Source organism: Microbacterium sp. CIAB417 (genome assembly GCF_022788845.1).
The window spans coordinates 24,583-36,333 of record NZ_JAHZUT010000005.1; the positions used below are offsets into that span (position 1 = coordinate 24,583).

Annotated in this window: 11 protein-coding genes; 1 reads left to right on the forward strand and 10 read right to left on the reverse strand. The window is 70.4% G+C overall.

What is annotated here, in order from left to right; translation table 11 throughout:
- Positions 1–55: 55 nt before the first annotated feature.
- The 4 genes from paaZ to KYX17_RS20985 are packed head-to-tail and all read right to left on the reverse strand — an operon-like array spanning position 56 to position 4,870.
- Positions 56–2,131, reverse strand: coding sequence for a phenylacetic acid degradation bifunctional protein PaaZ (gene paaZ, locus KYX17_RS20970; protein WP_374208978.1), 2,076 nt, complete (start codon positions 2,129–2,131; stop codon positions 56–58).
- Positions 2,116–2,952 carry a 3-hydroxyacyl-CoA dehydrogenase family protein gene (locus KYX17_RS20975; protein ID WP_243229273.1) on the reverse strand — a complete coding sequence of 279 codons (837 nt, stop codon included), beginning with the start codon at positions 2,950–2,952 and terminating at the stop codon, positions 2,116–2,118. The genes paaZ and KYX17_RS20975 overlap by 16 nt, the downstream gene beginning before the upstream one ends.
- Positions 2,949–3,686 carry an enoyl-CoA hydratase/isomerase family protein gene (locus KYX17_RS20980; RefSeq protein ID WP_243229274.1) on the reverse strand — a complete coding sequence of 246 codons (738 nt, stop codon included), beginning with the start codon at positions 3,684–3,686 and terminating at the stop codon, positions 2,949–2,951. Before KYX17_RS20980 ends, KYX17_RS20975 begins: the two co-directional genes overlap by 4 nt.
- Positions 3,686–4,870 (reverse strand): acetyl-CoA C-acyltransferase, encoded by a 1,185-nt coding sequence (locus KYX17_RS20985; RefSeq protein ID WP_243229276.1) that lies wholly within the window; start codon positions 4,868–4,870, stop codon positions 3,686–3,688. The genes KYX17_RS20980 and KYX17_RS20985 overlap by 1 nt, the downstream gene beginning before the upstream one ends.
- A gap of 106 nt (positions 4,871–4,976) precedes the next feature.
- On the opposite strand from KYX17_RS20985, the gene KYX17_RS20990 reads away from it, so the two are divergent.
- Positions 4,977–5,576 (forward strand): TetR/AcrR family transcriptional regulator, encoded by a 600-nt coding sequence (locus KYX17_RS20990; protein WP_243229278.1) that lies wholly within the window; start codon positions 4,977–4,979, stop codon positions 5,574–5,576.
- 27 nt (positions 5,577–5,603) lie between these two features.
- On the opposite strand, the gene KYX17_RS20995 is transcribed toward KYX17_RS20990, so the two are convergent.
- The 6 genes from KYX17_RS20995 to KYX17_RS21020 form a co-directional block, all read right to left on the reverse strand.
- Positions 5,604–6,191, reverse strand: a complete 588-nt coding sequence (locus KYX17_RS20995; protein WP_243229280.1) for a nitroreductase family protein — start codon at positions 6,189–6,191, stop codon at positions 5,604–5,606.
- A 100-nt stretch (positions 6,192–6,291) separates the two neighbouring features.
- On the reverse strand, positions 6,292–7,932 hold the full coding sequence (locus KYX17_RS21000; protein WP_243229281.1) for an ABC transporter ATP-binding protein: 1,641 nt from the start codon (positions 7,930–7,932) through the stop codon (positions 6,292–6,294).
- Positions 7,929–8,456, reverse strand: coding sequence for a GbsR/MarR family transcriptional regulator (locus tag KYX17_RS21005; RefSeq protein WP_243229283.1), 528 nt, complete (start codon positions 8,454–8,456; stop codon positions 7,929–7,931). The genes KYX17_RS21000 and KYX17_RS21005 overlap by 4 nt, the downstream gene beginning before the upstream one ends.
- A gap of 64 nt (positions 8,457–8,520) precedes the next feature.
- Positions 8,521–9,441, reverse strand: a complete 921-nt coding sequence (locus KYX17_RS32350) for an ABC transporter permease (RefSeq protein WP_243229284.1) — start codon at positions 9,439–9,441, stop codon at positions 8,521–8,523.
- Positions 9,434–10,366: an ABC transporter permease gene (locus KYX17_RS21015; RefSeq protein ID WP_243229285.1), complete on the reverse strand. Its 933-nt coding sequence runs from the start codon at positions 10,364–10,366 to the stop codon at positions 9,434–9,436. Before KYX17_RS21015 ends, KYX17_RS32350 begins: the two co-directional genes overlap by 8 nt.
- A complete protein-coding gene (locus KYX17_RS21020; protein ID WP_243229286.1) occupies positions 10,366–11,748 on the reverse strand; it encodes a M14 family zinc carboxypeptidase in 1,383 nt (460 codons plus the stop codon). The genes KYX17_RS21015 and KYX17_RS21020 overlap by 1 nt, the downstream gene beginning before the upstream one ends.
- Positions 11,749–11,751: the final 3 nt, after the last annotated feature.

Sequence of the window (11,751 nt, forward strand, 5' to 3'; positions counted from 1 at the left end):
TCGTTCATTTATTCTCGCACGAGGATGCCGGGGGCGGCAACGCCCGGGGAGGGAGCTACTGCTTGGCGACGAGGGTGAGGACGTCGTACGTGGCGACGGTCTCCTCGTTCTGGTTGCGGATCACGGCGTCCCAGCGCACCTCGCCGTAGTCGTCCGTCTCGCGCGGCGTGATCTGCTTGGCCGTCAGCTCGACGCGGATGCTGTCGCCCGGTGAGACCGGGGTGAGGAAGCGGAGATCCTCGAGCCCGTAGTTCGCCAGCACCGGACCCGGATCGGGATCGACGAACAGGCCGGCCGCCCAGGACACGAGCAGATAGCCGTGCGCGACCCGACCGGGAAAGAACGGGTTCGCAGCCGCCGCCTCCTCGTCCATGTGCGCGTAGAACGTGTCGCCCGTGAAGTGCGCGAAGGTCTCGATGTCCGCCAGCGTCACCTCACGGGATTCCGAGGCGATCCGGTCGCCGATCCGGAGCTCGGCCAGCGACTTGCGGAACGGGTGGATGCCGCCGGCCTGCGCCGACGCGCCCGCGTGCCAGACGCCGGTGATCGCGGTGAGCATGTCGGGCGAGCCCTGGATCGCGGTCCGCTGCATGTGGTGCAGCACGGCGCGGATGCCGCCGAGCTCCTCGCCGCCGCCGGCTCGGCCAGGACCGCCGTGCACGAGCCCGGGGAGCGGGGATCCGTGTCCCGTCGACGATCGCGCGTCGTCGCGGTCGAGGATCAGGATGCGGCCGTTGTGGGCGGACGCTGCCGCTGCGAAGTCGGCCGCGAAGGACGGATCGTGGGTCGCGACGCTGGTCACGAGCGATCCGCCGCCCCGGGCGACGAGCGCTGCGGCCTCGGAGACCGTGCCGTACGTGATCAGCGACGACACCGGCCCGAAGGCCTCCACCGTGTGCACAGCGTCCGCCTCGGCGTCGTCGAAGCGCACGAGGATCGGGGTCAGGAACGCGCCCTCGGGAGAGGGCGATGTGCTGCCGTCGCCGCCCACCACGTCGGGAGCGTCGAGAGAGCCGAGCACGATCCGCCCGCCGCCGTCGAGGAGTCTCCGCACCTGTCGCACGACCTCGTCGCGCTGCTCGAGCGAGGCGAGCGGTCCCATCGTGACGCCTTCGGCACGGGGATCCCCGAGGACCGTCTTGGCGGCGAGCCGGTCACGCACGGCCTCGATCACGGCATCCGCCGCCCCGGCAGGCACGACGGCGCGTCGGATGGCGGTGCACTTCTGACCGGCCTTGGCCGTCATCTCGGTGACGAGCTGCCGCACATACGCATCGAACTCGGCCGAACCCGGTGCAGCGTCCGGGCCGAGGACCGAGGCGTTGATCGAGTCGGTCTCGGCGGTGAAGCGCACACCGCCCGTCTGCACCACGGGATGCGACCGCAGCTTCTCGGCGGTCGTGGCGCTGCCCGTGAACGCGACGAGATCGCCCAGGCGCAGCTGCTCGAACAGATCCGGGACGCCGCCGCTGACCAGTTGGAGCGCACCGTCCGGGAGCAGACCCGATTCGACGAGGATCCGCACCATCGCCTCGGTGAGGTAGGCGGTGGGGGTGGCGGGCTTGATGAGCGTCGGCATCCCGGCGAGAAAGGCGGGAGCGAACTTCTCCAGAGGTCCCCAGACCGGAAAGTTGAACGCGTTGATCTGCACGGCGACGCCGGTGAGGCGCATGCAGATGTGCCGGCCGAGGAAGGACCCGTCCTTCGACAGCTGCTCCACGGGGCCGTCGAGGTACGTGTGCGCGTTCGGAAGCTCCCGGCGTCCCTTCCCGGAGTAGGAGAACAGCACGCCGATGCCCCCGTCGACGTCCACCCACGAGTCGGTCTGCGTCGCCCCGGTGCGCGCCGACAGTGCGTACAGCTCCTCCTTCCGGGCGGTGAGGGCGAGCGCGAACTGCTTGAGCAGCAGGGCGCGCTGATGGAAGGTCAGGGCGCCGAGGCTGCGCTGGCCGACGGTGCGGGCGTGCGCGAGGGCGCCGCCGAGGTCGAGGCCGCTCGTGCTGACGCGGGTGATCTCCTCTCCGGTCGACGCATCGCGTACGACGGTCGCGTGCTCGGCGGCGTCGGGGGCGGGTGTCCACCACGCGTCCCGGATGAAGCTCGGCAGGATGCCGGTCATGGTGCGTCCCATCTGTAGAAGCCTTCTCCGCTCTTCCGGCCGAGCCGCCCCTCCTCGACCATGCGGCGCAGGAGGGCAGGGGGTGCGAAGCGGTCGCCGAGGGCGGCATGCAGCTCCTCGGCGATCCCGAGGCGCACATCGAGGCCGACCATGTCGGTGGTCCGCAGCGGTCCCGTCGGATGCCGGTACCCGAGCTCCATCGCCCGATCGATGTCGGCGGCATCCGCGACGCCCTCCTCGAGCATCCGGATCGCCTCGAGGCCGAGCAGCACGCCGAGCCGGCTCGAGGCGAAACCCGGCGAGTCGCGCACCAGGATCGGCGTCTTGCCGATCTTCTCGACGTACTCCCGTGCCCGCGCGACCGCGGACGGCGACGAGGCGGATCCGCCGACGATCTCCACCAGCGAGGAGGCCGGCACGGGGTTGAAGAAGTGCAGTCCGAGGAAGCGCTCGGGCCGTGACAGCGCGACGGCCAGCGCATCGATCGAGATCGAGGACGTGTTCGTGGCCAGGACGGCTTCCGGGCCCAGGACCGCCTCGACCCGCTTCAGCGCGTCGGTCTTGAGGTCGCGGTCCTCGGGGACGGCCTCGACGACGAGTTCGCAGTCCCGGAAGACGGTGAGGTCGGTGGCCGTTCTCAGCGCGGCGGACGCAGGTGCCGGTGCTCCGCGGCTCGCAGAGCGGGCGAGGGCGTCTGCGACCCGTGCGGCCGCGGCATCCGCGCTCGGCGCGTCGCGCTCGACGACCGTGACATCGCAGCCCGCCATCAGGAAGGCATGGGCGATCCCGGCGCCCATCCGGCCCCCGCCCAGCACCCCGATCCGGGCGGTCATCGTGCCCGCCTCTCGAGGAACGCCGTCATCCGGCGCGTCTTCTCGGGGCTCTCGAACAGTTCGGCCTGCAGTTCGCCGTCGATGCGCGGATGCTCCGACCGCGGCGCGCGCAGCGCGCGTTTGGTGTGCTGCGTGGCCAGCGCGTCGTTCGCCGCGATCTTGTCGGCCAGCGCGTGCGCGGCGTGCAGGAGCTCGTCGGCGGGATGGATCGCGGAGATCAGCCCGGCGTGCAGCGCCTCCTCGGCGGTCAGCCGTCGACCGGTGAAGAGCATCTCGGCGGCCAGCGCCTCGCCCACGATCTCCGGCAGACGCCAGGTCGCTCCGGCCGCGGCGAGGATCCCGAGTCCGGTCTCGGGGTTGCCGATCCGCAGCGCCGGGGTGGCGATCCGGAGGTCGGCGGCGTACGCGAGCTCCGCGCCACCGCCCAGGGCGTAGCCGTCCATCGCGGCGAGCACGGGCATCGGCAGCTCGCGGATGCGGACGAACGCCGTGGCGTTGATGTTCCGGAGGGCATCCTCGGCGCGCCGTTCGCGGAGCTCGGCGATGTCCGCGCCGGCCGCGAACACGCCCCCCGAACCGGTGAGGATCAGCGTCCGCGGGTGCTCTTCGAGCTCGTCGCACAGCGCGTGCAGAGCCTGAATCGTCGCCAGATCGATCGCGTTGCGCTTGTCGGGGCGGTGCAGGGATGCGACGACGCGGTCGTCGCGTTCCTCGACGAGCAGTGGTCCGTCCATCACATCCGCTCCAGGATCATGGCCGTGCCCTGCCCGACGCCGACGCACATGGTCGCCAGTCCTCGTGACGCGCGCTCCCGCTCCATGCGGCCGAGCAGCGTCACGACGATGCGGCAGCCGCTCGCGCCGAGCGGGTGCCCCAGCGCGATGGCTCCTCCGTCGGCGTTGACCCGATCGTCCTCGATGCCGAGGTGCCGCATCACCGCGATGGACTGCGCCGCGAACGCCTCGTTGAGCTCGATCGCCTCGATGTCGTCGAGGGCGAGCCCGGCGCGCGTCAGCGCCTTCCGCGTCGCCGGGACCGGACCGAGCCCCATGACCTCGGGAGCCACACCGGCCGAGGACGCCGCGAGCACGCGGGCGCGCGGCGTGAGCCCGTGGCGGCGGATCGCGTCCTCGCTCGCGACGAGGACGGCGGACGCCCCGTCGTTCAGCCCGCTCGCGTTGCCCGCGGTGACGACCGAGCCTCCGGCGACGACCGGATGCAGCCCGGCCAGCGCGTCGGCGGTGGTGTCGCGGCGCGGTCCCTCGTCGATCCGGACGGGAGCGCGCTCCGTCGCGACCTCGACGATCTCGTCGTCGAACCGGCCGCCGTCGATCGCGGCGATCGCGCGACGGTGGCTGCGCAGCGCGAAGGCGTCGGCCTCCTCACGGGTGATGCCGTCCCGGCGTGCGACCTCCTCCGCCGTCTCGGGCATCGTGAACGTGGCCTTGTCGCGGGCCGCGAGCCGCGGGTTCGTGAACCGCCAGCCGATCGACGTGTCGAAGCTCTCCCCGGGCTTCGCCCAGGCGCGGGCAGGCTTGGCCTGCACCCACGGGGCCCGGGTCATCGATTCGACGCCGCCCGCGACGATGAGGTCGGCGTCGCCCGCGCGGATCGCCTGGGCGGCCATCGCGATCGCGGACATACCCGAGGCGCACAGGCGGTTGACGGTGACGGCGGGCACGGCATCCGGCAGTCCCGCCAGGAGCACCGCCATGCGGGCGACGTTGCGGTTGTCCTCGCCCGCCTGGTTCGCGGCGCCCAGGATGACCTCGTCGATTTCGGATGCCGGGGCGCCGGCGCGTTCGACGGCTGCTCGGACGACCAGAGCGGCGAGGTCGTCGGGGCGGACCGCGGAGAGCGCACCGCCGTAGCGGCCGATGGGCGTGCGCACACCGCCGACGAGGTAGGCCTCGGCCATCTGCGCTCCTTGACGTCGTCGTCCCGGGTAATTACCAACCGATCGGTCGGTAATTCAGTATGGCAGGCGGAGCGAGGGTCGGCAATCGGGTGCAAGACTGGGAGCCGTGTCCGACACTCCAGCGCGCCGAGGCCGACCCGGTTACGACCAGGGGCAGGTCCTCGACGTCGCGGTGCAGGTGTTCATCGAGCACGGCTATGACGCGACCTCCGTCTCCTCGCTGGCCGAGCGCCTCGGTCTGTCGAAGTCCGCGCTGTACCACCACTACGCGTCGAAGGAGCAGCTGCTCGAGGTCGCTCTCGAGGAGGCGCTCGGCGGACTTGAGGGCGTGCTGCGCTCGGCCGGGTCGTCGACGGACGGCGCCGGCGCCCGGCTCGAACGCGTGCTGCGCGGCGCGGTCGCCGTGCTCGTGGACAAGCTGCCCTACGTGACGCTGCTGCTGCGGGTGCGCGGCAACAGCGAGGTCGAGCGGGCGGCGCTCGAACGTCGTCGCCGCTTCGACCGCGACGTGACGGCTCTGGTCCGCGTCGCACAGGAGGAGGGGACGGTCCGCGCCGACGTCGACGCCGGACTCGCCACCCGCCTGTTGTTCGGGATGGTCAACTCGATCGTGGAGTGGTACCGCCCCACCGGCGCCGAGGGGGCCGCCGAGCTAGCCGACGACGTGCTGCGCGTCGCGCTCGACGGGCTCCGCGCGGCGCGATAGCCTGCCGCGCTCACCCGTCGACGGGCCTTACGCGCTGGCGAGGACCGTGTCGTCGAGGTTGCGGCGAACGCGCGGGGCGACCTCGCGCTCCTGCAGGACCTCGGGCAGGGAATCGACGTCGCCGAACTGGCCGAGCGCGATCACGGTCGTCGGCGCGAAGCGCGGCTCGACGCCCGGCAGCTGCTCGAGGGTCGCGCGCTCGAATCCGCTCATCTGGTGCACCACCAGGCCGTCGGCGTGCGCCTGGACCGAGAGGTGCGCGACGGCCTGGCCGAGGTCGTACTGCGCGTGGCTGAGCGGGGCGCCGTCGGCCGTCGTCTCCTCGGCGAGGGCCACGATGAGGACGGCGGCATTGCCGGCCCAGGCCTGGTTGAAGCCGAGCAGGCCGTCGAGGATGCGGGCGTGCAGGTCGGAGCCGCGGCGGGCGACGATGAAGCGCCACGGCTGCGTGTTGTTCGCGGACGGCGCCCAGCGCGCGGCCTCGAGGGCCGCGGCGAGCTTCGCCTCATCGATCGGGGTCGTGCTGTCGAAGGCGCGTGGGCTCCAGCGCTCGGCCAGGATGTCGAGAACCGGGACGGTGGTGTTCGCGGCGCGATCGAGGACAGGAGTGGACATGGTGGACCTTTCGAAGTCGGGTTCTGCTGCCGACTCCGTCGTCCGCTCTTCCATCCATTCTGAACCATTCCATGCACACGCATATTCCTGAGGGGGATCGCTAGCTCGACATCGACGCCAGCCGGGCCTCCCGGCGGCGTCGCTGGACGTCGGGGTCGGGGACCGGTGCCGCGTCCAGGAGTCGCCGGGTGTACTCGTGGTCCGGGCGCTGGAGCACCTGCTCCCGCGGGCCGGACTCGATCACCTTGCCGCCGCGAAGGACGATGACGCGATCGCACAGCTCGTCGATGACAGCCAGGTCGTGGCTGATGAACAGGCATGCGAAGGACAAGCGCTGCTGCAGCTCGCGGAAGACGTCCAGCACCTGCGACTGGACCGACACGTCGAGTGCGCTCGTGGGCTCGTCGGCGATGAGGAGCGCGGGGTCCAATGCGACGGCTCGCGCGATCGCGACACGCTGCTTCTGGCCCCCCGAGAGCTCATGCGGGTAGCGGTCCGCCTGCTCCGCCAGCCCGACCGATTCCAGGATCTCCTCGACACGATCGGTCAGCGCGCGCCCGCGCCGGCCGAGGATGCTGTGCAGCGGCTCGGCGATGCTCTGTCTCGCTGTGTATCGCGGATTCAAGGACATCGCAGGGTTCTGGAACACCACGCCGACGCGTCGGAGTGCGAGCCGGCGCTCCGACCGATTGGCGGTGCGCATGTCGACTCCTTCCACGGTGATGCCGCCGCCGGAGATCGGGGCAGCGCCGATGACGGCTCTGCCGATCGTCGACTTGCCGCTGCCCGATTCGCCGACCAGTCCGACGATCTCGCCGCGCCGCACGTGCAGGCTCACGCCGTCGACGGCCTGGAAGACGCCGCGAAGGCGGTTCCCGTATGTCACCTCCAGGTCGGCGACGTCCAAGACGAGGGCGGCGGCGTCCACCGGCGGCGTCGCGCCGCGGCGACCGATGCGCGGCACCGATTCCAGGAGCCTGCGGGTGTATCCCGCCGCGGGAGCGAGAAGCACCGTCCGCGCGTCGCCGTGTTCGACGACCGCGCCGTCGCGCATCACGACCACGCGGTCGGCGAGCTCGGCGACGACTCCCATGTCGTGCGTGATGAACAGGACGGCTCGTCCGTCGCGGCGCCCCACCCGGGCGAGGACATCCAGGACCTCGGCCTGTACCGTCACATCCAGCGCCGTGGTCGGTTCGTCGGCGATGAGCAGCTGCGGGTCGGAAGCCAATGCCATCGCGATGCCGACGCGCTGACACTGCCCACCGGACAGCTCGTGCGGATACTGCTTCATCCGACGCGCAGGATCGGGGATGTCCACCAGTTCGAGGAGCTGGAGCGCTCGGGAGTGCGCAGCTCGTCGTCCGAGCGTGCGGTCGTGCGCACGGACGGCCTCGACGACCTGGAAGCCGATCGTGAAGACCGGATTGAGCGACGCGACCGGATCCTGCGAGACGAGGGCGATCCTGGCACCTCGGATGCGGCGCATCGCGGAGGCCGGGAGACCGATCAGCTCCTCCCCGTCAAGCATCACCGATCCGGTCGCGTCGGCGCCTTCCGGGAGCAGCCCGATGACGGACATGGCGGTCACGGTCTTGCCGGAGCCGGATTCGCCGACGACGGCGACCACTTCGCCGGGCGCGACGTCGAGGTCGATGCCGTGCACGACCTCGACCGGTGCGCGCGTGCCGAAGCGGACGCGCAGGTCGCGGATGCTCAGGACTGCTTCGGGCCGGGTCATGTGTCAGCCTCACGTTCGCGCTCGTCACGCGCGCGCTTGTGCTCTTCCCAGTCGCCCAGCATCTTGTGGTGGTAGTCCTGCACCCATTCCAGGTAGTCGCGGCCGTTGCGCAACCGGACCCTGGCATCCTTCTCGGCGGGATCCAGCCACCGCAGGGCGGTGTCGATCGATCGGATATGGCGGTCGAAGTAGCGGCGCTCGTTGGCGAGGAACGAGCCCCACGGATCCTCCTCGGCCTTGAAGTAGTGGCTCCGGTCGCCGGGAACCGAGTGACGGCGGATGTAATTGGTGTCGATCAACCGCCGTGTCGCCATGGACACGGCACCCGTGCTGGCGCTGAGCGCCTTGGCCAGGTCCGCGGAGGAGATGTACGGCCGGTCCATGATCATGAGATAGCCGAGCACGCGCCCGTCCATACGAGATGTTCCGGTCATCTCCCAGATGAGGCTGATCTCCTCGGCGAACTCGCGTCGGTACTGCTCGCGCTCGTCCACGGTGTCGGACTGATCGGTGTCGTCGCTCATGCGTCCATCCCTTCGGGCCTGTTCATGATCAGCATCCCACCCTGGTCGTCGCTCCCGCGGGTCCTCATCGTCGCTCCCGGGGGTCGAAGACGCTGCGCAGTTCCTCGCCGAGGGCGACGATCGCCAGCACCGTGAGCGCCAGCAGGACGCTGGGAAGCACCAGGACATGCGGGGAGGTCTGGAAGACGCGAGACCCTGCCGCGATCTGCAGTCCCCAGGAGATCGCCGGGGATGACAGCCCGATGCCGAGATAGGTCAGGGTGCTCTCGGCCACGATCACTCCGCCGACGGTGAGGGTGGCCATGAGGAGCACCGGCTGAACCGCATTCGGGAGCACATAGCGAGTGATCACCCGCGTGGGCCCGAGGCCCATCGTCCGTGCGGCGAGGACGTGGTCGGCGCGGGCCACGGAGCGCACGGAACTGCGCATGAGCCGCGCCATCATCGGCCAGCCGAAGATCCCCAGAACGATGCCGACCGTCAGCACGTTGCGCGTGCCGAGCATGTTCAGCACGACGATCGCCGCGAGGAGGAAGGGAAAGCCGAGGAAGACCTCTGTGAGCCGGGACACCGTCCAGTCGGCGATCGACCCTCCCATGCCGGCGACCGTTCCCAACGCCAGAGCGATCGCCAGGGAGATCGCCGTGGCGAGGAATCCGACGGCGATCGAGCTCTGCGCACCGTAGACCGCGCCGGCCCAGATGTCGCATCCCTGGAGGTCGAAGCCGAACGGGTGGCCTGGCGCCCACGCCACCGCGCTGTCCGCGAGATCGCAGGCGCGAGGATCGCCGTTGCCGAAGATCGCCGCGAACGGAGCAGGTGCGAGCGCAAAGGCCAGCACGATCAGCAGGATCGGCGCGGCGAGCCAGAAGAGTGGTCGGCGCAGCAGCGTCCGCCACGGCGACTCGCGGGTCGGGGGCACCGCGATCCTCGCGGTCTTCGGGGCGGGGATCTTCGCGGTCTGGGGGCGGATGCTCTCAGGCACGGCGGATCCTCGGGTCGAGTGCCGCGTGGAGGCCGTCCACGAGGAGCGAGGTGATCAGGAAGATCAGAATGAGTGCCGTGGAGATGCCGACCACCATCGCCGCCTCATGGTCGCGGATGGCGGTGAAGAGGAGGTTTCCCACGCCGGGAAGGTTGAAGATGCCCTCGATCACCACGGTTCCTCCGAGCAGGAATCCCAGATCGGTGGCTAGGAACGTCGCCGTCGGAATGAGCGAATTGCGCATCACGTGCAACCCGACCACCCTTCCCTCGCCGATCCCCTTGGCTCGGGCGGTGCGCACGTAGTCGGCCTCGAGATTCTCGATCATCGAACCCCGGACGAGGCGCGACACCGATGCGAGCCCGATCGCGGCGATGACGAGTGAGGGCAGCAGGTACGACAGCGGCCAGCCGTCGCGGATGCCGGCGACGGGCAGCCATCCCAGGCGCACACCGAACAGCAGCTGAGCGGTGATCCCGAGGACGAAGACCGGAATGCAGCTGAGCCCGATCGTCAGCACCAGAAGACCCTTGTCGATCACCGTTCCGCGCTTGAGCGCGGAAGTCATGCCGACCGCGAGACCGAGGATCACCTGAAGGGTCCACGCGGTCAGGGCGAGCGTGATGGTGACGGGCCATCGCGCCGCGAGCTTGTCCGACACGGCGCGCCCGGTCAGGTCCAGGCCGAGGTCACCGGTGAGCAGGTTGCCGAGATAGTTGGTGTACTGGGTCCACAGCGGCTGGTCGAGCAGATACTTGGCGTTGATGGCGTCGATCACGGACTGCGGGAGCTGCCGATCGCCGGCCAGCGCGCGGATCGGGTCGCCGGGAAGACTGAAGACGGCGAAGTAGATGATGAACGTGACACCGAGGAAGACGATCACGAAGCCGACCAGTCGCTGCGCGATCCCCCAGACGAGTCTCATCAGCGGTGCTCCAGCTGAGCATGGGCGGCCAGGATCGCGCCGTACTGGACCCCGACGATGCGACCGAGCGGCAAGGTCCGCCCGTCCAGGCGCGCCTGCGCCTCGCGGAGCCATTCGTCGAAGAGGACCCGCAGTTCGTCCGCGGTGCGTCGCACCTCGAGTGCGGCGACGCCCGCGTCGACCTCGGCCTGGAGAGCGCGCAGCAGCATGCCTCCCCACCGCAGGCGGTGCAGATCGACGCCGCCGTCGAGGCTGGAGAGTTCGGCGACTGTGGCTGGCCGATCGGGTTCGACCTCCGCACGGGCGAGGTCGCTCTGGCCGCTCGAGAGCGCCATCGGGGCGAAAGCGCGGGCGGCTCGCAGGAGCGGGGAGTCGATGCGCAGATGCGGCTCGACCCGCTCGATCAGCGAGACCAGAGTGCTTCCGGCGTGGACCAGCCGCTCGCCGCACAGGCGCAGTGCGTCGCGGTGGGATGTGCCGGTGGGCTGGGTGTCATCGGCCCGAGGATCACTGAACTGGGGCAGTTCGGCGATGAGGGAGAGCGTGCCGTAGCGACGGGCGTAGGACGTCGACGCATCTCCGGCCGAACCGGGCGGATAGGGGTCGAGCCCGTGCTCCTCCGTCCAGTCGTAGGCGTCCTGGAGCGTCCCCATCTCGTAGATCGCGACGTCGAGCGCGGTGAAATGCGGACCCTCGGCCTCGCCCGTGTGCAGCGGCACGCCCTGCGACGCGGTGACCTCGTGCAACAGGGGGTACAGCTGCGGAAGAGGTCGCGACAGGTAGAAGTACGCGCCGCCGCCTTCCGAGTTGTGCAGCGGCACATACAGGTCGGGCCGGGTCTCGTCTATCGCGCGTGCCAGGGCCTGGGTCTCCGGCATCATCGCGTCGAAGTACGCGGCTTTGTATGCGAACGGGAAGGTCCACTCGACCTGCTCGTCCGGTGCCGGACGGAAGAACTCCCTGGCGTATCGCTCGCGGTCGTGCGGCTGAGCGAACCAGCCCTCGTTGAGCCGCATCCCGTCCGGATCCGCACAGGGCACGATGTGCCAGCACGTGTCGGAGCCCACCCGGAACGCCTGATCGGAGATCAGCTCGTCCATCAGGTGCAGGATCGTGAGTGAACCGATCGGCTCGTTCGGGTGGACGCCGCCGACGATCAGCGCGGAGCGGCTGCCCTCGCCCACGTGGTACATCGGGATCGGCTCGCCGAGGCGGGTCGTGCCGATGCGTTCGACGGCGATGAGGTCGGGGTGTGCGCGGCGCAGGTCTTCGAGGCGGTGGTTGAGCTCATCGACGGACGGGATGCGTTCGAAGCGGGGGACCGCACCGGCACGGCGGAGGATGTCCTCCACCGTGCCGAGGGCGGGTGCGGGGTCGAGCACGGG